This is a genomic window from Reinekea sp. G2M2-21 (assembly GCF_015687175.1).
In the GTDB taxonomy this organism is placed as follows: Bacteria; Pseudomonadota; Gammaproteobacteria; order Pseudomonadales; family Natronospirillaceae; genus Reinekea.
Window position 1 is genome coordinate 646,892 of the sequence record NZ_JADPQG010000002.1, and the last position, 25,594, is coordinate 672,485.

Here is a 25,594-nt window from a genome sequence, read left to right on the forward strand (position 1 = left end):
TTGAGTATGCTGGGCAAGCATATCATGAAATCGGCTATTCAGAGACCTGGTGCGCCTGAATGGTTTGTTCAATCAGATCGATCCATTGCGCTTGGTTGCGGGCTGGAATAAGGACCCGATCGCGCATCGTTTTTCCGGTGCCCGGGTCATACGGCACTCCTGATTTCTGATTGATAAGCGCGTTTACCCGCTCTGGGCAGGTTAGTATCAGCAAATCACCTTTCAGAAACATCGCAAACATCTTCTCTTTGCCCTTGATGCACATCTTGATACCTTGTGCGCCTTTGCCTTCGTTTATGGATACCCGTTTATCGTTGTGAAAGTGTGTTTTGAGGGGTTGATAGATATCCATCGCTGTACTCCCTATCCTGAGTTGACTTGCCGATATTGTTGACCAAACTGTAGCAGATATCAGTAGAGGGACTGAAAATGGCAAAGGCTGACAATAAAACGAAACCGACGGATCTGGATGTTGGGGAATTCATTGCCTCGATAGTTAACCCGCAACGCCAGTCGGACTGCAAGAAACTCATTGAAATGATGCGGATTGAGAGCGGTTGCGAGCCAGTAATGTGGGGCAGTATTGTGGGTTTTGGTGAGTACCATTACCGCTACGAAAGTGGTCGTGAAGGTGATTTTATGCGTACCGGTTTTGCTAACCGGAAATCCGCATTGACTGTGTACATCATGGCGGGTTTCGATACCTACCCGGATTTGATGGCCAAGCTCGGGAAGTTTAAAACCGGAAAATCCTGTTTGTATATCAAATCGTTGGACGATGTCGATACCGATGTCTTACGTCGCTTGGTCCGGGAATCACTGGATTTTATGGCGGCTACATACGGAGCAGAGAAGGCAGCGCGAGAAGCTGCCTTGGAGTAAATCTAGAACTTTAAGCCAATCGCAAGCCCCAGGTTGGTGATCGGAACTGGCGCGAACAAACCCGAGAGGTCGACGGAGTTACCCAAAGTATCTGAGTAGGTTGTTAGTTCGGCTTCGGTATATTCGTAGCGAACTTCCATATAAAACGTATTGTCGTTATCAGGAGATTTAGGTGTCGCCATCCAGCGCAGTGCCAGGTTATAACCAACATCACTTTGAAGCTTCTGAATACCGTGATTGTCATTCACGGTTTTTTTATAAAATGGGTTCAACGGATAAAATACACCGCCAACAACAGACAATTCCGGTGTTACTTCGACCATAAGGTTTGCATAGAGGGGGAAATACGTGAAAGTATCCCGATAACTGACTTGCCCTTCTACTTCTTCAATGACCCCATGCTGAACACCTCCGCGAAGTTGCGCTTTTACAGGACCTAAGATGCGTTGACTTTGACCTGCATATACACCTATACCCCCTCCAGCCATTAAGTCTTGCGTTGAGCCATCGTCGTATAAATATTGAAAAATGGGCTCATCGTCCATCCCGAAAGCGCCATAGATGTCGATTTCCAGCGCATTCGCGCTCGCCACTGCGCCAATTGCCATAACGCTGGCAATAATCTGTTTTGTAGTTGTTTTCACGGGTACTGCATTCCTGGTTAGTTCACGGATAGGGTTAAACGCTGACCTTAATGGATGCTCGTCAATTTGCCAAACAGTTTCTCTGGCCAAAAGCTGACGCTGAGCAAGGACTGAACCGATGCCCTTTTTCCGGTTCCTTCGCTGGCGCTTCCCAACCAAACCCGACCTTGCGGTTATTTCAGCCAGTCGCAAAAACCCCTCATGACCCACAGGGCGCAGCTGTGTATAATGCTCAGCCTTTTCGAATAGTAACTTGCAGGCATAGACCTGCTTACCGCAAACGGTTAAATGGAAGATTCTCGTGACCACGACAACACCGGACATCAAAACATTTCAGGGGTTGATTCTCACCCTGCAACAATATTGGGCCGATCAGGGCTGTGTCATTCTGCAACCACTGGACATGGAAGTGGGCGCCGGTACCTCACACCCAGCGACCTTCCTGCGCGCACTGGGGCCTGAAACCTGGAATGCCGCTTACGTCCAGCCTTCGCGTCGACCGACCGACGGCCGCTATGGTGAAAACCCCAACCGTTTGCAACATTACTACCAGTATCAGGTCGTGTTGAAGCCGAATCCGGATAATATTCAAGAGCTGTATCTCGGGTCTCTGGCGGCGATTGGTGTCGACCTCGAAACCAACGATATCCGTTTTGTCGAAGATAACTGGGAAAACCCAACATTGGGTGCCTGGGGTCTGGGTTGGGAAGTCTGGATGAATGGTATGGAAGTCACCCAGTTTACCTATTTCCAACAGGTTGGCGGACTTGAATGCTACCCAGTTACCGGTGAAATTACCTATGGCCTGGAACGACTGGCCATGTACATTCAAGGTGTCGACAGCGTCTATGACCTGATTTGGACCATCGGTCCGGATGGTACGCCGGTCACCTATGGCGATGTTTTTCATCAAAATGAGGTGGAACAATCGACTTATAACTTTGAGCACGCCAATGTACCAGAGCTGTTTCATCAGTTCGACTACCACGCAGCGGAAGCCCAAAAACTGATCGACGCCGAACTGCCGTTGCCTGCTTATGAACAGATTCTGAAATCTGCCCACACCTTTAACCTGCTGGACGCTCGTAAGGCCATTTCCGTCACTGAGCGTCAACGTTATATCCTGCAAATTCGCACGCTGTCGCGCCTGGTCGCCAAATCCTATTACGACTCGCGCTTGCGGCTCGGATTCCCGCAGGCATCGCAGGCATTGCGTGAAGAAGTGATCGCGAAAGAACAGGCAGCCGCCGCGAAGGGAGAGAAGAAATAATGTCACACGCCGATTTTATAGTTGAATTGGGCACGGAAGAATTGCCTCCAAAAGCGTTGCGCAATCTGCAGAATGCCTTTGCCGATGGCATTATCGAACGATTACACAAAGCCGGTTTGTCCTTTGCCAGCAGTGAACGCTTTGCCGCACCGCGTCGGTTGGCCTTAACGCTGTCACAATTACAATTGACTCAACCAGATGAGCAGATTGAACGTCGGGGTCCTTCAGCCAAGGCACCGGCAAAAGCGATTGAAGGCTTTGCTAACTCCTGCGGCGTCAGCGTCGATCAGTTGGAAGAAGTGGAAACCGATAAAGGCGCCTGGCTGTTTTATCGCGGTGTTGCACCGGGTAAAGCCACCAAGGATATTCTGCCAATGATTGTGCAGGAAACGTTGGACGCGCTGCCGATCGCTAAACGGATGCGTTGGGGCGCACGCCGTGATGAGTTTGTTCGGCCGGTAAAATGGTTATTGATGTTGCTTGGGGATGAGGTGGTTCCCGCGGAAGTCTATGGTGTTACCTCAGCGAATGTGACCCGTGGGCACCGCTTCCATGCACCCAAAGATATTGAGGTGCCGAATGCGGCCGCGTATCAGGAGCTGCTGCGCACCGAAGGTAAGGTGATGGCCTCGTACGATGAGCGCCGGGAACTGATCGAAACCAGTGCGAAACAGGCGGCTGCCGACAAGGGCGTGGTCGCAGTGATTGACGAAGACCTGCTCGACGAAGTCACCTCGCTGAACGAATGGCCGGTGGCCTTGGTGGGCCAATTTGAAGAACGCTTCCTGGCGGTTCCGGCCGAAGCGTTGATGTCGTCAATGGAAGAGCACCAGAAATATTTCCCGACGGTAGATGCCAACGGCGCGATTCAACCTTACTTCGTGTTTATTTCAAACATCGAATCCAAAGATCCTCAAGTGGTTATCGATGGTAACGAAAAAGTGATCCGTCCGCGTTTGTCGGATGCGGCTTTCTTCTGGGAAACCGATAAGAAAACGCCTCTGGCCGACCGTGTTGAAAAACTTAAAACGGTTAAGTTTCAGGAACAGCTGGGCAGCATTTACGACAAAGTTGAACGTATTCAGAAAGTGGCAGGTCACATTGCCGCTCAAATCGATGCGTCGGTGAGTGAAGCAGAGCGCGCCGCGTTTCTGGCCAAGGCAGATTTGGTCACTGACATGGTGTTTGAATTTACCGATCTGCAGGGTATTGCCGGGCGCTATTACGCGTTGGCCGATGGAGAACCAGAAGCTGTCGCGGAAGCCATCATGGAGCAATACAAGCCTGCCGGTGCCAGCGACACCTTACCGGAATCGCGTGAAGGTATGGCTGTCGCACTGGCAGATCGCTTGGACAACCTCTCGGGTCTGTTCGGAATCGGTCAACCGCCGACAGGAACAAAAGATCCGTTCGCGTTGCGTCGCGCGGCCTTGGGCGTTTTGCGGATCCTGGTTGAACGTGAGTTGGATGTCGACCTGGCCGATCTGGTGGCCTTTGCTGCGGCGCAGCATGCGGACTTACCAAAGCAGGATACGGTGGTTGCTGATGTCGTCAGTTACGCGCTGGACCGTTTCAGTGCCTGGTACGCGGACGCCGGTATTCGCACGGAAATTTTCCAGGCTGTACGCGCCCTGAACCCGACCAAGCCATATGACATTGACCGCCGTGTTAAAGCGGTTGCTCATTTCAGCAAGCTGGAACAGGCTGAAGCACTGGCGGCAGCGAACAAACGTGTTTCCAATATTCTGTCGAAAGTTGACGGTGAGATTAACGCAGATGTTGACAGCAATTTGTTCAGCGAAGCGGCAGAACGTGATTTGTTAGCAGCGCTTGACGCAGTGGCTAATACAGTGACGGATGCCGTTGCCAATGCCGATTACACCGCTGCTTTGACACAATTGTCGGGCTTACGGGAGGTCGTTGATACTTTCTTCGATAAGGTCATGGTTATGGCGGACGATGAGGCTGTCCGAGCTAACCGTCTGGCACTGCTGGCGAAATTGCGTGGCCTGTTTATGTTGGTCGCGGACATTTCTGTGCTGTAACGGACGGAACCTTGTCTGGAAATGGGGCCTGCCTTTGTTGCTTGTCCCTATAAAAAATGTCGCCAAGTGCGACATTTTTTTTGAGTATTTCTTAACGGAACAGCAGCAAGCCAAATGGAATTGGTTGAGCTACTCACGTTCGTTGAGTCTGATTTAAACGAACGTAGGTTCTATGCGTTACAGCTTAAATTCGATTGGGGCGAGGTCCTTTTCTTTCATCGGCTCGATGTCCTCGTCGGGCAACATGACATCCTGACTGTTACGCAGGAAGGGGTTTTCAACCGGATCCTTGGCCGTAAACAGCAGGCTACTGTCTGTTGGTGCTGTTGATTCTGTCGGAGTTCTAGGTTCTTGTGGTTGTTCCGGTACCGGTTGTGGTTTCGCCACGGACTTTTGTTGACGCTGCAGTTGCGTGATCATCTTCGCGCACTGTTCCGCTTGCCCGGCCATGGCCGGTATATCCTGCAGCGCTTGGTGCATAAGCTGGTAGGCCGGAATGAGATTGTCGTAATCCGGTGCCAACTTATGCAAACCGTTGATCAGTTGAATCGTCGACATGGCGTCGCCCGCGCGATGACAGGCATTGGCAATGGCAAAGCGCAGATGCGCGTGAGCGGGCATGTATCGGGGCAGTCGCTGTTTGATTTTCTTATAATCGCTGGCGATGCGATCGGTCTGCGCACTCTCCAGCAAGTGATGAAAATACGGGTCGGCAAAGGTTTGTAATTCTTTTCGGTTTTCGGTTCGATACAGAACATCGAAACAACGTAACCAAAGCGGTCTGGCCCGCTTATTGGCGGCAATGCCTTCGCGGAGCAATTCGGCAGCGCGTTGATAATGGCCTTGTTTAAGCTGAATATTTACGTGGGCCAGGATTACATCTTCCGGCTCAGCTTTCATTAACATCGCGTCATCATCGCCGGTGGAATACCCCAACTTCCCTTGATACTGAAACAGCATGTAGCCCATCAGATGAAACGCCACGACCGCGTAATAGTTAGCAATGGATGTTTCTAAAATGGTCGCTACTGCAGCCAGTTCTTGGTTGACCAAGCTTGAGAGTATGCCGACTGAGGTCATCATGATAAACAGGAAAATAAGCAACACAAAATAAGGTACGCCCACGGTAAACATGATACGCACATAGTTAAACGGATTGACTGACTCGATGATGCTGTTGGTGTGGGCAAAGGACATTAAAATAGCCGGTAAGCCTAAAAACAAAACGATGACACCGATTGTGGCGACAAAGGGCGGCACGTAACTGACCAGCGCGTTCAAGCCGATAAAGATGACGATAACCATTAGAAACAGCTTAAGCAGAATGCCCAAAGAGCCGGACCAGGCGTCCGCCAGCGGTGGCGCTTCCATTTCCCCTTCACTGGTTCGGGTCAGACATAAAAAGGCATAATTGACGGTAAGTCCGGCGATCAGCAGTTGTGGAATGAACGCCAACAACCCCTGTAACGGAAGCGCTGTGAGAATGGCAGAAGCAATGCTTAGCCCAAATACCATCATCAGTGCTTGGCTGTTCAGTGGGTATTTAAACGCTTTTTCGAGTCTGCGCCAGAACGGATCGACGTTATCAGTCGTGACCTGGTATTCGACATGACCGCCGCAAATGAAACAATGCGCTTCACCGCCCACCGAATGGTCGACACAACGATCACAGTAGCCGTCTTGACAGTGTCCACAACTGAACACTGATGGTGTGATCGGGTGAAATTTACATGACTCCATGGTGACCCTCCTGTGTCAATCGCTGTGCCAGTTCCTGATATTTCCGGGAGCGAGCGTGATCATGTTTCTGCGCAAAACGGGTCGCGAGTTTATTGGCCAGCAATAGTAACTGAGAAGGCTTGTGCTTCTGTTCGAACAAATGTTCCAGTATCTGTTCAGCACCCGATAAATTAACCAGGGTCGTAAACTGAAACGCCAGATTCAGTTGATCATCCTTGGTCAGCATTTTAAACGCGTGAACTTCTTCCAACCATTGTTCGTGGATTTGCTGTAATTCCTTCGGACTCAGATTTTTCAGCGTCATCAACTGCCGGAAAGCCAACATGAAGGGCTTGTCTTTGTGAATCTTTTTCAGGTTGTATTGCAACATCGCCAGTTGAAAATCCAGTCCTTCTTTTTCGATCAGGGCAGCCAACTGTTTGCTGGCAAAATCGAAACGAAGTGCTTCAATAGCCTGATAAATATCGGCCAAGGCTTTATCACGAGAAGAATAGGACTGGTCCTGTTCAATGTAGTCATCGTTCAGAATGTTTCGGTTCCACATCAGTGCAATCCCGATCAGCACACTGCCGCCGACAAAGCCACCGGCGTGCGCCATAAAGGCGACATTGGAATCTTCCATCGTGTAATAGGAATAAATTTCCTTACCGATATAAAAGGGCAGAATGAGCAGCGCAGGCGCCCGAAAATAACCAACAAAGAAAAAGGCCCAATAGAAAAATTCGATTTTTTTCAGTCGAAAGACCGCCAGGTACATCGCCATTACACCGGAAATAGCACCGGAAGCACCGACCAACGGCACGTCACTGCCCAGATTCATGACCACCTGCGCCATACCGGCACAGATGCCACCGATTAGATAAAAGACCAAAAAGCGCAGATGACCAATGGCGGCTTCCACGGCAAAGCCAAACACAATGAGGAAAATCATGTTGCCGAAGATATGACCCACACCACCGTGTAAGAATTGATGCGTCAGTAAGGTGGTGATGGAAACGTCTGTTGCTTTTAAGCCAAGAGCGTTAGCGCTCATGGAGTCGAACGTTGTCTGTATGTCTGTCCGCCGGGTTAGCCAGGCGTCGTATTCGTCGAAGCTGAATTCATTGCGTGCGTTACGTTTGACGTATTGGAAGTAGTCCGCGTCCATGAGCATATATTGCGCGACGGTCCAGTTGTCTTCTTCGTCGCGATAGTATTCAACGTCCGCCAGATCTTCCTGACGGTTCTCTTTGTGCAGGTAGGCTTGGTAAAGCGGCCATTCTTTGTCGATATAACCCAGTTCGATAAAGGGTTCCACGGCCGCGTAAGCTTTTTCACCATCTTTGGATTGGTAAAGCGCAAACACCAAAACATTGAGCAGGACGATAGCGATTAATACAACCGGCGCGTGCTGCCAGTCAAACCGCTTCTCGGTAGGCACTATTAACATCGATATTCCTTAACTGCGGTGTGCTCGCAACCTTGCGAACACGCGTAAATTCAAGACGGAGTCTTATACCCAGAAGAGCGGACAGTGTAACCAGCCTGTGCGGGATAACAAAGTGGAAATTGTGCAGAATTAAGGGAGGTGATTGCTCACCTCCCTTGTGCAGCCCGTAGGCTGCCCCGAGCATCCGTACTCAGGTTTTCGGTGTGTTTACCCGCGTGCTGTTTTCGAACGCACTTAGGCTCGGATAAACCAAAGTTGGTAACCAGTGTCGAAGAGGTTTCGGTTTGGTCTTTGCAAATAGTTATCAACAATCATGCCAACGGTGCATGACCCGTGAATCTCTGGCCTTATTGGTTTGGGTATTGGATGATGCGTAAAATAGTTCGACGATAGCATCGCAATCCGTCGGGAATGCCGTCGAAAAGCTTAACAGTCTAGTGCAAAACAATGTGCAGATTGAACGCCGATACACAAAGTAACCGGAGGCAGGTTTGAATTATCTGGAATTTTTAGCCGTACTCGATCAGTGGGCGCACGCAAACCCCGATATACGCGGTGTCGCTATTGTCGGCTCCTACGCGCGGCAAGCGCAACATGCCGATTCGGATGTTGATGTCACTCTGCTGACCGGGGCAGTCGAGCGCTATGCCGAAGATACGCAGTGGCTCAAAACTCTGTTTCCGGACGCAACAAACTTGCGTGTCGAGCATTGGGGGCCGGTTATCGCGTTGCGCTTCTGGCTACTAGATCTGGAGATTGAGTTTAACCTGACCCCTCTGCACTGGAGCAATGTTCCTGTGGATCCGGGGACGGCGAATGTGGTTAATGGTGGCCTGACGATTGTGAAAGACACCGATGGCGCCCTGCAACGGCTTGTCGACGCGGTAGCGGATGGCGATGTGGTGAATATCCGAACGCATCAGTCAGGCGATGAAAAGGCTATTGCCGAACTGTTTCATCGCGCTGTGCATGCGATCCCCGACTCAGTTTATAGTGCTGCGCAAAAACAGGCCTGGTCGGCGGAAATCGACGTTGAGCGATGGCGACAACGTATCGCACAAAGCCGACCCTTTGTTGCGGAGTATCAAGACAGGTTGGTTGGCTTCATCGAATTGGATACGACCGGTCATATTGACTGTTTTTATGTCGACCCTAAGGCTCAGCAACTGGGTATCGGCGGCCAGCTATACCAACAGGTGGTGAATGAAGCGCGAGGTTTCGGCCTGACTGAACTGACCGTAGATGCCAGTCTGGTCGCGCAACCCTTCTTTATACGGCGCGGCTTTCAGGTTATCCAGGAAAAGGCAGTGGATCTGAATGGGGTTACGCTGAACAACGTGTCCATGCGGCGTTTGCTGTAATTCACCGTCGTTGCCTTTCGCACGATGGACTGAGACCGGACGCTCAGGTCCGGTTGAGTAAGTCAGCATGTTACTCCGGGATGATGTCCATGCGCAGATGATGAACCGAGATGTCACCATTATTTTGCGCAATAACGGTTTTACTGTCTCTAACCCAACGCAATTGGAATGTTGCGCTTTCCGCGATGCGCGATGTCCTGACTTGGTTCGCATTTTCGTTTAACAGTGTGTGTAATGCAGTTTCAATTAACGCAATACCATCGTTTGGCTCGTTGGCAATTGCTACATGGACGTTACTGTCGGTCGCCATGTTGGTCTCCCGTGGCTCTGTGACCCACATATTGTTTCCCGATCGTAGCACGCGTTGACCTTGTACCCAGCGACTCATTCGTAAGTTTGCAATGGAAAGTGGCTGATCCGCAGACGAATAGAGTTGAACGTTGCTGAGGTCAATAGCCCAGGCAACACCGTTGTCGATGTCCAAAAAAGACCGATCGCCCGACTGAGACAACCTGATTTGGCTGCGAGGTTCTAAGGCGATGATGTTTGTATGTCCGTTCTCAACGGCGAATCGGATTGCCGAAAGCAGGGCCGGTTGTTCACGGTTGGAAACCGTCAGCAGGCTGTCTGTAACCGAAAGAAGTGTACCGGCTGCGCTTATGCCGCCGCGGGCTAACGCCTCTGATTCCGTTTGATTCCAGACAAGTTGCGTGGCGTCATTGATGGCCAGAGTATCAGTGAGTCCGCTGAACAGTGCAGCGGCGCGTCCCACAGAGAGAATGCGCAGTTGTTTTTGTTCTATCCGTTGCGCGATAGCCAACCATTCAAGTGTCGGTCGACGGCTACCAGGTTCCACTTCGGGCAGCCAGGTATTCAGCAAACGCATAACGTCACCGTTGTCGATGATCAGTACGTCTGCTTGGGCAATCGCCTTCAGATTTGCAGAGGCGTCATCGCATTGCTGTTCTGCCGTTCGCGTGCGGTTGGGATATTCTGCGAGATCAGATAATTGACCTCCTTCGCGAATAAACCAGCTGGCGTATTGATCACATTGATGTCGCAAACGGGCTTTGGCCAGTCCAGGGTCCACAGCAAGCCAATAGGCGTTAACTGACATAGCAGTGAACAGAGAATCGAGGTCGGTTGCCTGCGCAAAGCTCGACGGCGCACCACCGGTGACATACACAACCGAGCTGCCACCGGGTAAATATCTTTCCAGCGCGTTAATTGCGTCACGTTGCGCCGTGTTCTGCGGCTCAAACAGCCTGGTCTTACCGGGTGTGACAGCAGGTTGTAACAATTGGACCATGAGCTCTTGCGCTAACGCGTCGCCCAAATGCAGAAGCAGACCATGGCCGTTTGTGTAAGCTGGCTCAATGGGCAAAAACTGTTGCGCTGTTTCATCCCATTGACCGTAGACCTCACCAAACTGTTCAACAAAAGAATTCAACGATGGAAAAACGACGCGTTGCCCTGGCATACCCTGTAACCGACGAATAACCGCGAGTACAAGGTTGCGAACATTGGTTGCCAGATAGTCGTTTGGGTCTATACCCCAGTCGGCATCCTCTGCTTGATCAAGTATTGTTAGCGTGGCGTCTTCAATGACCCATTGATCATTGTCCTGCAGCATAGTGTTGAGCCAGTTTCGTGTCGTTGGCGTCAGCGTTTCGTGGTATAAACGCCAACCGTCCAGTGTGACCGCCGCAGACGTCATGTGCTTGCCTGCGAAGGCGTTGAGTAACTGCGACCAACTGTATTTTGTCGCGTCGTCTTCCTCGTACAAGGTCAGCAACAATTGTTGTAACGCCTGGTAGTCATCCGGCGCCAGGTTCTGAATAATGGGCGATGCGTTAATCCGGGACAGGGCATCAGTGTCGACGGCGAACAACGGCGTTTGCTGTCCGTAAACCAAGTCGCTGAGAACATCGAGCTGTGCGGCGGTCAGTCTCAACCACAGTTCAGAACCAACTTCCGACGTTTGTATTTCCGTGACGAAAGCAACCCAATCCGAAAAAACGAATTCCGGTCGGTCTTCAGGTATCAGGTTGGTCAAAAACGTAACCAGTTGCGAACGAATGGCGGGATTCGGCCAGCGATCTGAATAACGCTCATCCAACAGGGTGTTTTGAATCCGCGATGAACTCAGCACCACCGTACCGCGGGGGAAGCGAAGTATATCAGACTCCGGTAGCGTCCAGTTTGGCGCAGACTGACACGAATTTTCCGCGGTAGAACTGCAAAATTTTGGCCATTCACTGATAACCAACATTGTTTCTTGAGGCGGAACTGATTCTGGATCAGTCTCGTCACTTACCGGTTCTGAAGCACTGGTGTTTTGAAGTGGTTTTTCCTCATTCAGACTTGAGACATTACAGCCGGTCATCAGCGCAAACGCTAACAGGGTGGCTACTACACAAAATTCTCGGTTCATCGGGCGTTAACCCCCCATTTGCATGAGTGCGTATTCTTCAAGCATGACATCAAGTAACTGATGGGTTTGGCTGCCATCCGGTAACGTGAGCAACAAATCAACGTACTCGTTAACATTGTCATCGTTCAAATACGGCAAAATGGATTGCGCGACAACGGGTGAAACGTTCACACTGCCGGTTTGCAGGCTGTTTTGCAGTACGTCATCTATGTCAGGCTGATAACCGTCGATGGGTTGGTGACTGAGCAAAACCATCGCTGTTTCGGTAATTTTTGCGTCGTGCGACGTTTCAATCACGGTTAACAGCGGGTATATCATCTCGGGATGGGCGTCAATGTCCGCCAGAATGGACAATGCCATGGCCTGTACGTGACCATCCTGTGCCGCGAGTGCATCTAACGCGTATTGACGGCCATCGGCCCCGGATATCTGACCGTCCATTATTGCGCTATGCAATGCGCTCAAGGCAGCCCGATAGTGTTGACCGGCTTGTATATCTTCCATGCGCGGATCATCGTTGGAAAAGTGGCAGCCGGACGGCTGTTCATAACAGCGACGGGCATCTGCCAGAGCGTTTATGACATTTTGCTCGTTTGCGGCTAAGGTCTCAGGTGCTGGCTGTGTTACTTCGTTTGCCCCTTGTGTGGTGACGATTTCAGAGTCGTCAGTCATTTCGTGCAATGGAATCAAGTCGCGATCCGCAGTTGACTGTGGTGACGGCTGATGCAAAACCAACCAACCGACTGTACCGGTGGCCGCCAGGGCCACCAATACGCTGAGAGTTACCAATAGTGATTTCATCCTTTACCTCAGCTCAGTTAAAACGGTGCATCCAGATACCGCCGCGGTCGATTGCCCGCTCGAAAGCAGCTTTGCTGTAATGCACAGCTCTGCCTCCGGTACGGGTGGTGACGTAACCGCCTTTATAGCGTTCATTCCAGCGTCCATTTGGGTCGTGCACAATGTAGTTGGAGCCGTCGAAACCAATGACTTCAACGATGTGGCCAGCGCCGGTAAACCAGCCGTGCACGACCGTCGGTATACCGGCTTGTGCTCGAGCACGCAGTGCCGATACGGTGCCACCGTATGTAATGGAGTCGCGTAGTCCGCTGCCGACCCGTTTTGCTTCAGAGTCGAATATCCGTTTCAAACCTTCCATGGTGAATTGCAGATAGTATTTTTTATAGATGTAATCCGGTGTGCGTTTACCGAGTTTTTCTTTGCTGGTGATGCCATAAAAATCCAGCGCCATACTGATGGACGTGATGTTACAGGCACGCCATCCTTCGCTGGCGTTATAGTTCTGGTTGTAATACGGAAAACTCGAACTGACCGGCGGCTCCAGACTGGCATCGGCATCTACCCATGCATAAAACGCTGCACTCCAGCGTTGCAGGTAACACCCGTCCCCGCCTTGTTTAGCGACGCACTCTTTAACTAAAATTTCAGAGAACGGACCGTAAACATTGACGGGTTTATTGTCCTGGTACTCCACACATCGATTGCTCATGTGTTCAACCCGTCTCGTGCCGGTCGGGCAGCTGTTGGTTCCGCGTAAACCGCGAACGTAGTTGATTGACCAACGGGGAATGCTAACCGTGTGTCCGTTGACATCGACTGCGATCCCTTCAGTACAGGCGGGGCCTCCATCCGAGTTCACACAACCGTCGACCATTGCCTGTGGAAAGGGACCGTAACCGTGAGTTGCAGAGGCACAGAAGCCGAGCGTTTTATCCCAAGTGCTGCCCACTGGGCATAACGGGTAACCACTTTGTTGAGGAGGTTCTGGGTCGGTGGGCTCATCTGGCTGATCGGGTGTATTCAAGTCACTGGCGTTGATGACCGCAGAGTAAACGCTCGGTGCCCATCGATTCAGGTAGCAGGCATCGCCCATACCCATTTGCCAGCACGTTTCGACCATCGCACTGCTGAACGGTCCGAAAACATTTTGCGCGGTATTGTTGACTTCATCAACACAATGGAATCCATAACTGGCGGAAGGCGTCGCGCCAAACGGACAAACAGCTTGATAGTTGATCGTGTCCTGAGCCAACTTGCGATGGAAATTGCGATTCCAGCGTTGGATAAAATGAGTGACACCGTCAATGACGACTTCAAACTCATCGTCACATGAACGGGCTTCTTGCGAACTGGACATGGAGCTTTTGCAGCGTTCGGTTAATTGTGCCGGAAAGGGTCCGTACGTGTTCAGTTCATCGACACAGGCATTGACTGTCGCATCGTACCAGGCTCCGTTTGGACAAACCGCTGCTATTGTGGTGTTGTCTTGTGGTGCGCTGACGACAGAAGCCCAATTTTCAACAGTGCCATTTCCGAGCACGAAGCCACCGTAGATGTAACCATCGACTCCCTTGTACTCGACCTGGTAATAGAGTTTGTTTTCGCTGTCGAACACCAAAACGTCTTTGACTAACACGATGGCATCTTTCGGAATACGCGTCAGTACCTGACCGGTCTGTGGTGCTGTGCGCAGATTAACGCCGACATCATTGTTTATTTGTATCCATTGCCCATGCCGTCCTAACTCCAACGATGTGGCAGTGTCCGATGCGCTGGTGGTTAACCAGTCCTGAAAATCCCGATGATCACCGCCCCAGATAAAGCCAACCTGATTGTCGAATTGAACGCGGTAAAAGCGATTGAAATTTTCGGTATTGGTCACCGCAAAATCCAGAATCTGCAGCTGGCTGTCAGCGGGAATATCGAGGAGTTTTAAACCACCAGGTGTGGCTCTGAGTACATTATTTTTGGTAAGAGTGACCACATCCGTTACCGCAAACAAACCGTTCACTGTGGACTGACACACATCGTGCGAGCTGAGTACTTTGCGATCATACAGCCCGACATCGGCCGGCGTCCGCTGGATGACACTGCTGGCATCATAAGGTGCAATGCCAGCCAGACAAGTCGCGTGCTTGTCGGATTCGATACAGTACATGGTATCGTCTTTCAAAACGCAGGCTTCACCTGTGGTCAGCTTGATTAATGCATTATTGAGATCCTCTCCGCTATCGGATTCGCTGCAATTGTTCCCGCCGTTGATCAGGCAAGGGACATCCAAACTGGCGTTTCGATTCAGATCGGCGACATAGTCTTCCCAATCGCGGGCGTTCCATTTCTGTAAGAAACCAATATCGTTACGCGCCCAAGTGTCCTTTGGGTTGGTCCAACGGCATATTTTTGAAGGACCGCCGTTGTAGGCTGAATAGGCAGCGCGTGCCCGGCTTTTCCAATCACTCGCCGACGAGACACAGGCTTGCGATGGTGCTCGCTGCCAGGCGGCATAGTATTCATCGAGGGAGTAGGTAATATTTTCGACCAGATTCCAGCCCTTACCTTCCTGTAACGCTGGATAGTGCCAACGATCGTCAACCTGCATAAGCCCATGACCATGGCCGTAGTCGCCGCGCATCATTTTAAGCCGTCCATCGCTGGCTTTTCGGTAATGAGACCAATAGCTTTCCTGATGCGAAATTGCATAGGCGGCTTTGATCCAAGCATTGGTTTCCGCAGTTGATGCATTGGGTTTGCGTATTTTCAGATAGTAAACGGCGGTGTCGCGCACGAGCGGCAACATCTCTTGCATAAATCGTCGTTGTTCGGCCGTTTTCGATGAAACCTGATCGTTAAAAATAACGGGTTGATAGCGTTGCTGCGCCGCGGTTGCGTTGGCAAATGCCGAAACATCACAACCGTAAGGGGCGCGACCAAAGGTCCAACTGCCACTGACTGAGTTGTAACATTTCCAATTTGCAGCGGTATCGCGATAGGCTGCCTCAACGTTTACTGAAATGACTGCGGTCAGTGCGACGAGCAGGTACCAACGCCAACGTATCCTCTTCCAATTTAGCATAGTGAATTCCTTTATTTGTTTTGTTGAATCTCAATGAGGTCCCGCATTATTTTTTTGTGATTCCACAGCGAAGCCAGTGGGTTAGCTGCATGGGTGTGGACATCTATGGCGAAACCTTGACTCAGGCTTTGATCGCAGGTCATTGTGCGTTTCCGTAGGGGGCGGGCTAGGTTCAAAAAGGACAAGTGTGTGTTCGCTGGCGTCAGCGAATTGGTTTTCAGACGCGCATCACCTATTGGGAATTTGCGCTTTCAGGCTTCACGGAGAATTCGTTATACTGGCTTGGCAATGGAAATATGCCGTCCGCTAAACACGTGCCTAAGAATTTTTTTGCGTCCTTGAAATGAGTCAAGGAGAGAGTGTTCTCTCATGAACAGCGGAGTTTTCAGCCGGAGTATCGAGCGCATCGAGCAACCTGACGCTGTATGCAAGACAAAGGAATGGTCAAAATGAATCGTGATTTAACAAGTTTTTTAGCCCAACTGAATCATCACCACAAGTTGGCGCTACCTGAAATCCTTCTGCAAAAAAGTCAAAATCAAAAACATTGTCAATTTGATCTGGATAGCATCTATCATTTGATCGATACGATCATTGAACGCGCACCCTCGAATATAGGCTTAAAGTCCAGCGAACTGATTCAGCCAAATTCTTTTTACGGACTGGGGTACTTGTTCATGAGTGCCCGTAATCTATTGGATGCCTGTCAGAAAATTGCGCAGTTCCCTAATTTTTATCATCGCTTGGCGACGTTGAGCGTTTGTGTTGATGGTCGCCATGTGCACGTGCGGGTGTCGAATCGTGCCACCCAAGCCTTAACCAATGCGGTGATCAATGAGGCGATGCTGTCTATTCTGTATCGATACACGGACTGGTTGGGCATTGAAAACATGCAGCACACGCGCTTTGAATTTACCCACCAGAAATTGTGCCACCCGAGTGATTACCAGACTCATTTGCATCAGATTCCGGAGTTTTGTGCGCGACGCAACAGCATGATTGTGCCACTAAGTGCAGCGACCCGTGAATTTCACAGTTATGAACCGCAATACCATGAAGCCTTGCTTTATCGCCTGAAAGCCGAACATCAGATGTTGAACGATACGTTACCCATGCGTGTGCAGCGGATCATTCGCGAAGAACTGGCGGTTTCATCGGTTACTCGGGCAGAGGTTGCGCGGCAGTTGGGTATGAGCGAAAAAACGCTTGAACGGCGCTTGAGTGAGTCTGATCTGAGTTTCAGTGCTGTGTTGCAGCGTACCCGTGAGACGCTTGCTGATATGTATCTGAAAACGCCCGGTATGTCCATCGACGAGATTGCGCGGAAGCTTGGATACAGCGATCGCAGTGCCTTTACCAAAGCCTATAAACGTTGGACAGGCAACACACCCAGTGTTACGCACATCTCAACCTCTGTCGACACCGGTCATTTCGGACTCGCGTCGGTTTTCTAACCCAGATAGCCCGGAGTTGGCCTGTTGATATTTGAACCATGACCATTGACCATGGCGTTCTTTGCCGACCAAGGTAATACTGCGCACGGTTCAACATCAGCACAAGGATTTCGTATGACACGTTTTTTAGGCCACAGCCTGGTTTGGCTGCTGTGTGTAGCAGCATACGCAAATGCCGAAACCGGCACATGGATGGCGATTGACCAACCACTCTACCGGTTGATTTATCCGGCGGATATTCAGAGTGAAGCAGAACGGGTCGCTCGAAAGCTGGATCTGTACCTGGATCAGCATCAACAGGAAATGCCGCTTAAACAGCCGCTGCGTAAAATCCCCATCGTGTTGTACAGTCAATCGCACACGGCAAACGGCAACGTTGGTTTATTGCCGTATCGATCCCGTTGGTATAACAAGCCGGAACCCTTTGCGAGGCTGGAATGGTTCGATGCGCTGGCGGTGCACGAAGGCCGACACATTGTGCAGTTTAATCAGGCGTACGATAACGGTGTTGGTCAGGTGCTCAGTGTGCTGTTCGGCGAAGGTGGAACCGCTGGTTTCGCACTGCTGTTTGTCCCTACATGGTATCTCGAAGGCGACGCGGTGGTGGCTGAAACCACTATGACCGATGGCGGCCGGGGGCGTGTGGCGGCATTTGACCTGTGGTTCCGTACGTCGGTATTAAGTGATCAGGATCGCAGTTACGATCAAGCAATGCTCGGTACCGGTTTCGATGACGTTCCTTATTTAAGCCCTTACGTCTTGGGTTACTTTCTGACCTCGTATCTGCGTACTGAATACGATCCGCTGATTTTTGATCAGGTGGTGAATCAATTAACTGATCTCGACAGTTTCAACTTCGACGCCAGCATCAGGAAGCAAACCGGTAAAGATCTGAACCAACATTATCAGGACATGATTGCGCAGCTGAAGGCTCGTTGGCAGCAACAGCAAAATCAACTTAACCTGAGCGATGTTTCCCCATTGAGCTCGTTTTATGGCGACCATTGGCAAAGTCTGTACCCGGTGTTTGCGCGAGACAATGAAGTGATCGCCGTTCGTGTGGACGTGGAACAGGGCAACAAACTGGTGTCCATCCACGACGGGCATCCGCATGAAATCACCGATGTCCCCGCGACAGTGGCCAGCGCCTTTTACAGCGGCTCCAAAACACAGGGGCTCACCAGTGACGGACACAAAACCTGCTGGGTAGCCGATCTGGTACATCCCACCAAACCGTTTCAGGAAAGCGGCGACCTGTTTTGTTATACCGTTGATCAAGGTTTGCAACGGTTAACCTCGGCAGACAAACTCACAGAAGTTGAACTTCATGGCGATGGCTTTATTGCGCATCGTTTTAGCGCGCAGCGCGACAGTGAGCTCGTTTGGTTTGATAGCACAGGGTACGAGCAAAAATCGTTGCCCTTGCCCAAGCACAGCATCGCGTATGATATACGGATAGACCAATACGGTACTGTGTTTATGTTGAGTAACAGTGAGGCCGACGGCATCTACAAACTCAGTGCAGACGGTAACCATATCGTGCAACTGAGAACGCCAGATGACGAAACGCTGCGGTCACCATTACTGACGGAGCATTGGCTGCTGTACACCTCGGACAGAACCGGTATTGACCAGATCATGGCCATGTCGCTGAGCGATGGATTGGTCTACCAGATCAGCGCGCGACCGTATGGCAGTTATTATTTAAGTTGGGATGCGTCCGCTCAGGCATTGGTGTTTGCCGACTACACCGCACAGGGTCAGCAACTGGTCAGCTTGGGTTTTGAAGACCCGATTACACCGCCGCCATCTTGGCTGCCGCAGAATAGTGTGCCGCGCACAACGCCGGTGGCGACACCGTTAATTGGTCTCAGCTCGCCGCCTATTCTCGCGGCAACTACCTATAGCCCTGAACCTTACAAACCATTGCAGGCATTGTGGAACCCACATACTTGGGGTGCGCTATACGATGGCACGCAGTTAAGTGGTTACCTGTATTCCAATGATGTGATGGAAAAATTGTCGTTGTCGTTAAGTGCGGGGTACCACTTAGATGCTAACGATTGGTTTGGCTCAACCACTGCAAACTATCGATTGGACTCAGGTCCGTTTCTTAATGCAATGCTGGCACGTAGCATCACCGACGAGCTGAACAGTGACTTGGCCATGGGGTTAAGTGTGTCACAGCCGGTGGTGACGCAACGCGGCGCCTTTACCCAATTGCTGCTTGGCGAAACCGGCGTAAAGCGCGACCTGAACACGGACCCGGCCGCGTTTATACAACTCGATTATCAGCTCAGTAAAGACCGAGCCTTTCAAAGCATAAGCACACCGTTCGGTTTTCATCAGGGGTTAGAATTGAATTTGACTGCAGATCTGGATGTGAATGCCTTGCTGATCAGTGACCTGGCTGTCCAGGGTTTATCGAACCGCCAGGCATTGCTGTTTAACCACCAGTGGCAATGGTTGGACAACGGTGAAAGCCTCATGGAGGCATCACCGGTGCTACCGACGCTGACCAACACCGGGTTGACTTCGCGCACACGCGCCGACTATCGGGTGAACCTGGGGCCTATGGGGTGGTCTTTTGGGTCACCGCTGTATTGGCGAAACACGGAACTATCACTAACCGGAGAAACGCAACTCGCTGATGCACAGTGGCAGAGTGCGCTGGGTGTTACCGTACAGCCGTCGTTCAATGTTTTGCGTAACAGCAATCTGATCGTGAATCCGTCCTTATCTCTGTACTATTTGCCCGACACAGACACGACGACGATCAAGTTTGGGATACGTCTGGCCGACTTTTAATGGATTCCGAAAACCTTATGGAGAATGACCGGTGATCACCGTCAAGCAGGTCAAAAAGTCATTTGCACTGGCCAAAAAAGACGCTAAAAAAGCAAACGCAACACAGGTGTTGGCGGTGCAAGATGTGAGTTTCTCATGCCAACCGGGCGAGGTGCTGGCACTGCTGGGCAGTAATGGTGCCGGTAAAACCACGGCGCTGCGGCTATTGTCTACCGCGTTGGAACCCGACGCGGGGGAAATCTGGATTAACGACATTCCCGTGCATCAGTACCCGCGTCGTGCACGACAGTGTATTGGTTTTATTTCTAACGGTACGCCGCTGTACCGCCGGTTGACGGTGCGTGAAAATCTGGCGTTCTTTGGTGCCCTTTACCAGCTTGAAGGGGCTGCGTTAACGCAGCGAATTGAACAGCTGGCCGTGGAGTTAAAATTTGCCCACTATCTCGACCAAAAAGTGGATCAACTCTCAACCGGCATGACGCAAAAAGCCTCGATTGCCCGCAGCATTATGCACGATCCTGAATTGCTGATACTGGACGAGCCGACAACCGGCTTGGATGTGGAAGCCGCGCAACACATTTTAAATTTTATTGGTAAACAGAAAGCCGCAGGCAAAGCCGTCGTTTTTTCTACTCACCATATGAATGAAGTAGAGCTGCTGGCCGACCATCTTTGCCTCATCGATCAAGGCCGTAACTGCTTTAATGGTTCCGTAACCGACGCCAAACAACAGACCGGCCACAGCAACATGACGCAAACGTTCTTAGCGCTGATTGGCAAGGAGCTCCTGTGATCGGTACCCTATTTTTCAAAGAACTCCGCGAAATGCTGCGAGACCGAAAGCATCTGCTGGTGACCATATTGTTGCCGATTCTTGTAACCCCGTTGATGATGTTTGGTGTCGGAGCGCTGCAGGCCAGCGCCCAACAGGAGCGTGATCAGGAAGTCCTGCGTTACACACTGATCGAAAATATTACTTTGCCGGGTTTGCGCGACCAGCTTGCGGAAAATCCGCGATTGGACGAGGTGGCTCTGGAAACCATCGGCAACACGCAAGAGGCCATCACCCAGGGCGAATTGGATTTCGCGATTCAGATTTCTCGCGATAATGACCAATACCAGGTGGACGTTGATTACAAAGACACGGCCATCGGGCAATCGAAACTGGCACGCATTCGTGCCATTCTCGACACGCTGGCGGACGACATCATCGCTGACCGATTGAATCACATTGGCGTTGAACAGAACAAGGTAGACGCCTTCTTAGCGCCGATTGTGCTGCGGGATAACAACCTTGCTTCCCGACAGGAGAACATCGGACAGGCGCTGGGTAGCTTTCTGCCTTTTTTGATTGTGATCTGGATGATCAGCAGCGCTATCGCGATTTCGTCCGATCTGGTGGCCGGTGAAAAAGAACGCGGCACATTAGAAACCCTGATCATCAGCCCGGTTCCATTGATGGATATGGTGGTTGGAAAGTGGCTTGTGATTACGCTGGCCGCCTGGTTTGCGGGCATGCTGACGTTAGTCAGCTTATGGGGTGCAACTGCCGTCATCGGCCTGGTTATCAACAACAGTGACTTTAATGAACTGCTGTCTGTGTTTTCATTCCTGACAGTCATGGTGGCTGCCGTCGTCATGGCACCCACCGCCGGATTTGTATCCGCCGTGTTCTTTGTCAGTGCCAGTTTTGCTCAAAGCTTCAAAGAAGCACAAAGCTACGCCAGTGGTTTGATGCTGTTGTTTTTCATTCCTATGTTCGCCACGATCAGTGGTGCACTGGAGCTGAGTGGCCCAACATCACTGGTACCGATCATGAACACCAGCCTGGCGTTCACCGAGTTACTCAAAGGAACTTTGGCATTCGGCTACGTTATTCCCATCGTGGTATCAAACGCCTTGGTCATCTTTGCTGTGCTGGTGGGCGCCGTTGCCTTGTATCGTTCTGAGCGAGTGTTAGCCAGGCAGTGATTTTTGTGCAGGCTTAACCGGGTGGGTCGGCTGTTTCTTTTTTTAAACGATTGCCGCGCAAACCACCATTGGCCAATTTATTGAATGTGATATATAGGAGGCGTGAATGGCGCTCGACAACTCGGCATGGCTGGAGCTATCCAAAGAGCAGATCCAGGCACGAAAACAAGAATGGCAATGTATCAAAAAGTCACTAAAAGAAACGGAACTTTTGTTTCGTGGCAAGCCTTATTTAAGCGTACACAAGAAGCTCTTTATGACGGGAGCAATACCTGAAGGAATTGAACAACAAATCCAAAAAGGCAGGCCTGAAGGAGAGGAGAATTTTGGTCATGCCTTTGTCTTCTATTATCTTTGGTATCATCCATCAACAGACCCTAAAGTGTTAAACGATTTATTATTTGAAATACAATGGAGTGGAATTGGTGATGCTGTTGCTAAAAGCCCGTTAAACCAAAATATCGCAAACCCAGCCCGGTTGTGTCCGGATTACGGCTACCTTGGGCCAAAGGCCGAACTGCTAACCTATCTGTTCAATCGTGTTTTGTGGCCCAACAAGTTCATTCGCGGAGGGGTAGAGTATGAATTTAGGGCGCACCCCAAGGCGGTAATGCTGGCAGTGTCATTCCTGGGTAAACAAATTGGTTTTAAAAAGTATGCGGGCTACTCCTTTAGCAACTTTGCTGCCATGTTCTCGTGCCCGCGCTTTGTCAGTGAGGCTTATCTGTATCGGCTCGCCAATGCCGGAGACCCTGAAATTAACCGTGATGGTCATTTGAAAGCAGGATACACAGCAGCGCTCGAATTTTATAAAACAAGAAACGAATATACGAAGATCAAGGCTAATCGATTCATTCGCTATAGGATGCTCGAAGGGTGGTTGAATAAAACCTATGCACCAGAATTATTGGCGTTTATCGATAATATCGCCAGTGAAATCGGCTACGAACCGGCATGGGAGGCTTTGGCGGCTGAGTACGATGATCAGTTTGTTGTGCCAACATTTGATATCGATTAATTGACAGGTTTAAAGACGCGATTCAGTTGTTTAATGTTTATGGCAATAAAGCTTGCTTGGCCAATAAATTGTGTTGTCGAGAGATAGCCGAAATATCGACTGTCCCAAGATTGCCGTCTATTGTCACCCTCAACCCAAATTCCATGCATATCAACTCGTTGCACCCGTTTCACCGCGTTACCAGCAGGAGTGACGAATACCCAGATTTCTTGGGTATCGGGAAGTCGGCTATTTAAGTGCACTACGATTAAATCGCCTGGTATTAACGTGGGTGCCATTGAGTCGCTCGGAACAATGAATAAATCCACTTTTAGTAACGCTTGTCGAAAAGAATAGATTCCGCCAGCGACTGCAAAAGAAAAGATTAGGAATAAGCCAAACGTTGGTAGGGGCATTTTGTCGGGCAGGCCTAAAGTGTTGCGGCAAAAGTAAATAGTACTGGTACCAATAGCCGACATGAAAAGCCACCAGGCTAACCAATATGTCGATTCAAAAAAGTACGGTGTTCTGGAAAAGCAGATAAACAACAGTGTGGCTGCGACCGAATAAATAATTGCGATTTTCAATTTTCCTAAAGCGGCGAAACCTGCACCAGGAATAAGGAGTTGCAATATTAATATGACTGCTATATTCATTGAAATAAGGTATCTCTATTAACCACTCTATAATGGGAGACAGTGTAATGGAAAAATCCAAGCACGGCGTTATTGAAAGCGCACAATCCATGTTGAATGCACTGGAAAATATTGAAAACATAGGGTTTGCTAACTTTCTAAAGGACTTCATGCACAAAGGTGACCTTAAAGCGATGGGGTGTATTGACGCGGTGGTTGAAAAGAACTTCATGGATGAGTTTGACGTGCTTGTGACTGCGCTGAAAAAAATCACTTTGGAAGATATTCAAGAATATAGACGAGATGGTGTGTATGGCATCCGTTTGGGTGAATTTTCCCGACTTGAATTTTGGTACAGTAAGAAAGAATGTAAATTTCGTTTCCGTGGTTTGATGAGTAATTTTCTATCATCATACGTACATTATTATCTGGGGTAGTCAGAAATAACGTGCAGCAATAACTCCTTTGTCACACCTTCGTCGTAAGTCAACTGAACGAATTATTGTTTTCTTTTCTTATTGCAGGAACTCGAACCAGTTTGGGTTGTGTGGCTTTGCCGCCACTTGTCTCATTTTAGTCTTTCTGACTGAACGTTTTGATAAATACGGGAAAGCACTTTGAGGGTTGCTAAAGGAATATAGACGAGATGATCCAATGGAAGTGTCAGATGGTGCTGTTAATACAGTCAACGAGAGCGACTTTATAGGTAAAATTGAAATAGAAATTTTAGGAGAATCTGATGATGGGCTATAGGATTTTTGTTCTGAGCTTGTTGTATTGTACTGCAGTGGCTAGTGACTTCGGTCCTATTCAAACAAATTGGACATTGAATGAGAAAACAAACGTTGCTTATGTTTCAGGAAGTAGAATAAATCCATTCGATTATGATTTTAGTGCCCGAGGAATTCAGGTGTTGGATTTTCTGAATAAGGAAATTAGATCGATTGCGGGACCATTTGAAAATGCAGCTTATACGGATCTGAATTTAAATATCAGAAACGAATTATTGGCGCTCCGAATAGCTGATTTAGATTATAATGATATGGCAGCACTTTATGCAGTCAACACAGAAACAGAGGAATTCATTGAAATATACCTTTCAAATCGTGAATTCGTTGCAAACTATGTCTGGAGTCCGGATGGGAATAACATAGCTTTTATTATTGCAGAAGGCTTTGATGCAATTGATGATAAAAGTAGGTATGAAGCACCGTATCGAGCTAAAGGCGTGGGTATCTACTCGGTTGGCAATAGTGATGTGAAAATATTTGATGTACCAGCGTATTCTTTGTATTGGGCAGCTCATGATAACAACCTCTATATTGATAGAAAGCCTTTTCGTGAAAATGACATAGTTACTCTTGATATTGGTAGTGGGGATGTAAATCCAACAATCTATAAAGACCTTTTTATTTCTCCATCGGGAGATTACTATTTTCTGACAGTAGAAGAGGGGACTGACACTGTTATCTACTCCAAGGATAACGTATATCAAGCAACACTTATGCGTAAGGACGGATACTCTTTCCGGAATGCGAGATGGCTTGATGGTGATTTATTAAGTTTCGGTGGATTATCTAGTACCTATTCTCTATACGATGTTAGAGCTAAAGCTGTCGTTTATCATGATGATGACCGCACAATAACAAGTAATGGAGGTAAAAGGATGATTGAATTGCCCGGTTATCGGCCAATTGCTTTTGGTAAGAGGAATTTAGTTATAGTATCCGAAATTGGTTTTTTACTGGTAGACAGCGAAAGTCTTGAAGTTAAAGAAAACTTAGAGAATACATTATTTAAGCATGAAGGTTTCTGTGCTAGTTTTACCAAGATTTCTTGTACTGTAAAAAAGTGGGCTCAAAGAAACGAGCGGAACTAAAATGGACAGGCAGTGCAACGAGTTCAATCGTCAGAAGACCGGAGGTGAAGAACTTCGGACTTAAATTGCCAGGCACCTTAAGAGTTCCTTATGAGTCACGCGCGCTCAAGCCATTTGCAGGCAATTCCAGGTTATACATGCTCCAGGGTTGCCCCTTTAAGCTCGAAGACT

General features: G+C 49.6%; 19 protein-coding genes. 11 read left to right on the forward strand and 8 right to left on the reverse strand.

All coding sequences use genetic code 11. From position 1 onward, the window contains the following. Positions 1-34 precede the first annotated feature (34 nt). Positions 35-352: a hypothetical protein gene (locus IYN85_RS11535; RefSeq protein ID WP_196159029.1), complete on the reverse strand. Its 318-nt coding sequence runs from the start codon at positions 350-352 to the stop codon at positions 35-37. 77 nt (positions 353-429) lie between these two features. Between IYN85_RS11535 and IYN85_RS11540 the strand changes: the two genes are divergently transcribed. Further along, the gene (locus IYN85_RS11540; RefSeq protein ID WP_196159030.1) at positions 430-882 is read left to right on the forward strand and encodes a DUF1801 domain-containing protein; all 453 of its coding nucleotides are present in this window, start codon (positions 430-432) and stop codon (positions 880-882) included. Between the two features lie 2 nt (positions 883-884). Here IYN85_RS11540 and IYN85_RS11545 read toward each other — a convergent pair whose 3' ends face one another. Then, entirely contained in the window at positions 885-1,526 is a 642-nt protein-coding gene (locus IYN85_RS11545; RefSeq protein ID WP_196159031.1) for a hypothetical protein, read from the reverse strand. A gap of 301 nt (positions 1,527-1,827) precedes the next feature. Here IYN85_RS11545 and glyQ point away from each other — a divergent pair, with 301 nt between their 5' ends. Beyond that, on the forward strand, positions 1,828-2,796 hold the full coding sequence (gene glyQ / locus IYN85_RS11550) for a glycine--tRNA ligase subunit alpha (RefSeq protein ID WP_196159032.1): 969 nt from the start codon (positions 1,828-1,830) through the stop codon (positions 2,794-2,796). Continuing rightward, positions 2,796-4,841, forward strand: a complete 2,046-nt coding sequence (glyS, locus tag IYN85_RS11555; protein ID WP_196159033.1) for a glycine--tRNA ligase subunit beta — start codon at positions 2,796-2,798, stop codon at positions 4,839-4,841. The genes glyQ and glyS overlap by 1 nt, the downstream gene beginning before the upstream one ends. A 177-nt stretch (positions 4,842-5,018) precedes the next feature. Here the strand turns inward: glyS and IYN85_RS11560 are convergent, their stop codons facing one another. Both IYN85_RS11560 and IYN85_RS11565 read right to left on the reverse strand, forming a co-directional pair. Then, positions 5,019-6,581, reverse strand: coding sequence for a DUF4013 domain-containing protein (locus IYN85_RS11560; protein WP_196159034.1), 1,563 nt, complete (start codon positions 6,579-6,581; stop codon positions 5,019-5,021). Further along, positions 6,568-8,010 carry a rhomboid family intramembrane serine protease gene (locus IYN85_RS11565; protein WP_196159035.1) on the reverse strand — a complete coding sequence of 481 codons (1,443 nt, stop codon included), beginning with the start codon at positions 8,008-8,010 and terminating at the stop codon, positions 6,568-6,570. Before IYN85_RS11565 ends, IYN85_RS11560 begins: the two co-directional genes overlap by 14 nt. A gap of 491 nt (positions 8,011-8,501) precedes the next feature. Between IYN85_RS11565 and IYN85_RS11570 the strand changes: the two genes are divergently transcribed. Beyond that, positions 8,502-9,371 carry a GNAT family N-acetyltransferase gene (locus tag IYN85_RS11570; RefSeq protein WP_196159036.1) on the forward strand — a complete coding sequence of 290 codons (870 nt, stop codon included), beginning with the start codon at positions 8,502-8,504 and terminating at the stop codon, positions 9,369-9,371. A gap of 70 nt (positions 9,372-9,441) precedes the next feature. Here the strand turns inward: IYN85_RS11570 and IYN85_RS11575 are convergent, their stop codons facing one another. The 3 genes from IYN85_RS11575 to IYN85_RS11585 are packed head-to-tail and all read right to left on the reverse strand — an operon-like array spanning position 9,442 to position 15,679. Next, complete coding sequence (locus IYN85_RS11575) at positions 9,442-11,805, reverse strand: hypothetical protein (protein WP_196159037.1); 2,364 nt, start codon at positions 11,803-11,805, stop codon at positions 9,442-9,444. A gap of 6 nt (positions 11,806-11,811) precedes the next feature. Continuing rightward, positions 11,812-12,606, reverse strand: coding sequence for a hypothetical protein (locus IYN85_RS11580; RefSeq protein ID WP_196159038.1), 795 nt, complete (start codon positions 12,604-12,606; stop codon positions 11,812-11,814). A gap of 13 nt (positions 12,607-12,619) precedes the next feature. Then, positions 12,620-15,679, reverse strand: a complete 3,060-nt coding sequence (locus IYN85_RS11585; RefSeq protein ID WP_196159039.1) for a C39 family peptidase — start codon at positions 15,677-15,679, stop codon at positions 12,620-12,622. Between the two features lie 449 nt (positions 15,680-16,128). On the opposite strand from IYN85_RS11585, the gene IYN85_RS11590 reads away from it, so the two are divergent. The 5 genes from IYN85_RS11590 to IYN85_RS11610 all read left to right on the forward strand — a co-directional run bounded on the left by IYN85_RS11590 (position 16,129) and on the right by IYN85_RS11610 (position 22,930). After that, positions 16,129-17,133: an AraC family transcriptional regulator gene (locus IYN85_RS11590; protein WP_196159040.1), complete on the forward strand. Its 1,005-nt coding sequence runs from the start codon at positions 16,129-16,131 to the stop codon at positions 17,131-17,133. 114 nt (positions 17,134-17,247) lie between these two features. Next, the gene (locus IYN85_RS11595; RefSeq protein ID WP_196159041.1) at positions 17,248-19,941 is read left to right on the forward strand and encodes a hypothetical protein; all 2,694 of its coding nucleotides are present in this window, start codon (positions 17,248-17,250) and stop codon (positions 19,939-19,941) included. A 31-nt stretch (positions 19,942-19,972) separates the two neighbouring features. Continuing rightward, on the forward strand, positions 19,973-20,734 hold the full coding sequence (locus IYN85_RS11600) for an ATP-binding cassette domain-containing protein (RefSeq protein ID WP_196159042.1): 762 nt from the start codon (positions 19,973-19,975) through the stop codon (positions 20,732-20,734). Further along, positions 20,731-21,912 (forward strand): ABC transporter permease subunit, encoded by a 1,182-nt coding sequence (locus IYN85_RS11605; RefSeq protein ID WP_196159043.1) that lies wholly within the window; start codon positions 20,731-20,733, stop codon positions 21,910-21,912. Before IYN85_RS11600 ends, IYN85_RS11605 begins: the two co-directional genes overlap by 4 nt. A gap of 106 nt (positions 21,913-22,018) precedes the next feature. Then, a complete protein-coding gene (locus tag IYN85_RS11610) occupies positions 22,019-22,930 on the forward strand; it encodes a hypothetical protein (RefSeq protein ID WP_196159044.1) in 912 nt (303 codons plus the stop codon). Here IYN85_RS11610 and IYN85_RS11615 read toward each other — a convergent pair. Then, entirely contained in the window at positions 22,927-23,565 is a 639-nt protein-coding gene (locus IYN85_RS11615; protein WP_196159045.1) for a S26 family signal peptidase, read from the reverse strand. The two genes, IYN85_RS11610 and IYN85_RS11615, sit on opposite strands and share 4 nt — an antisense overlap. Positions 23,566-23,612: 47 nt before the next feature. Here IYN85_RS11615 and IYN85_RS11620 point away from each other — a divergent pair, with 47 nt between their 5' ends. Together IYN85_RS11620 and IYN85_RS11625 are read left to right on the forward strand one after the other, a co-directional pair. Continuing rightward, entirely contained in the window at positions 23,613-23,981 is a 369-nt protein-coding gene (locus tag IYN85_RS11620) for a hypothetical protein (protein ID WP_196159046.1), read from the forward strand. 302 nt (positions 23,982-24,283) lie between these two features. Further along, complete coding sequence (locus IYN85_RS11625) at positions 24,284-25,423, forward strand: hypothetical protein (RefSeq protein ID WP_196159047.1); 1,140 nt, start codon at positions 24,284-24,286, stop codon at positions 25,421-25,423. The last annotated feature ends 171 nt before the right edge of the window (positions 25,424-25,594 follow it).

Excerpts from the sequence above, each read along its gene's own strand:
- IYN85_RS11610 (WP_196159044.1), top strand. The coding sequence starts at position 22,019 with ATGGCGCTCGACAACTCGGCATGGCTGGAGCTATCCAAAGAGCAGATC.
- IYN85_RS11625 (WP_196159047.1), top strand. The coding sequence starts at position 24,284 with ATGATGGGCTATAGGATTTTTGTTCTGAGCTTGTTGTATTGTACTGCA.
- IYN85_RS11595 (WP_196159041.1), top strand. The coding sequence starts at position 17,248 with ATGACACGTTTTTTAGGCCACAGCCTGGTTTGGCTGCTGTGTGTAGCA.
- IYN85_RS11540 (WP_196159030.1), top strand. The coding sequence starts at position 430 with ATGGCAAAGGCTGACAATAAAACGAAACCGACGGATCTGGATGTTGGG.
- IYN85_RS11565 (WP_196159035.1), bottom strand. The coding sequence starts at position 8,010 with ATGTTAATAGTGCCTACCGAGAAGCGGTTTGACTGGCAGCACGCGCCG.
- IYN85_RS11620 (WP_196159046.1), top strand. The coding sequence starts at position 23,613 with ATGGAAAAATCCAAGCACGGCGTTATTGAAAGCGCACAATCCATGTTG.
- IYN85_RS11580 (WP_196159038.1), bottom strand. The coding sequence starts at position 12,606 with ATGAAATCACTATTGGTAACTCTCAGCGTATTGGTGGCCCTGGCGGCC.
- IYN85_RS11560 (WP_196159034.1), bottom strand. The coding sequence starts at position 6,581 with ATGGAGTCATGTAAATTTCACCCGATCACACCATCAGTGTTCAGTTGT.
- glyS (WP_196159033.1), top strand. The coding sequence starts at position 2,796 with ATGTCACACGCCGATTTTATAGTTGAATTGGGCACGGAAGAATTGCCT.
- IYN85_RS11535 (WP_196159029.1), bottom strand. The coding sequence starts at position 352 with ATGGATATCTATCAACCCCTCAAAACACACTTTCACAACGATAAACGG.
- IYN85_RS11575 (WP_196159037.1), bottom strand. The coding sequence starts at position 11,805 with ATGAACCGAGAATTTTGTGTAGTAGCCACCCTGTTAGCGTTTGCGCTG.
- IYN85_RS11585 (WP_196159039.1), bottom strand. The coding sequence starts at position 15,679 with ATGCTAAATTGGAAGAGGATACGTTGGCGTTGGTACCTGCTCGTCGCA.
- IYN85_RS11615 (WP_196159045.1), bottom strand. The coding sequence starts at position 23,565 with ATGAATATAGCAGTCATATTAATATTGCAACTCCTTATTCCTGGTGCA.
- IYN85_RS11590 (WP_196159040.1), top strand. The coding sequence starts at position 16,129 with ATGAATCGTGATTTAACAAGTTTTTTAGCCCAACTGAATCATCACCAC.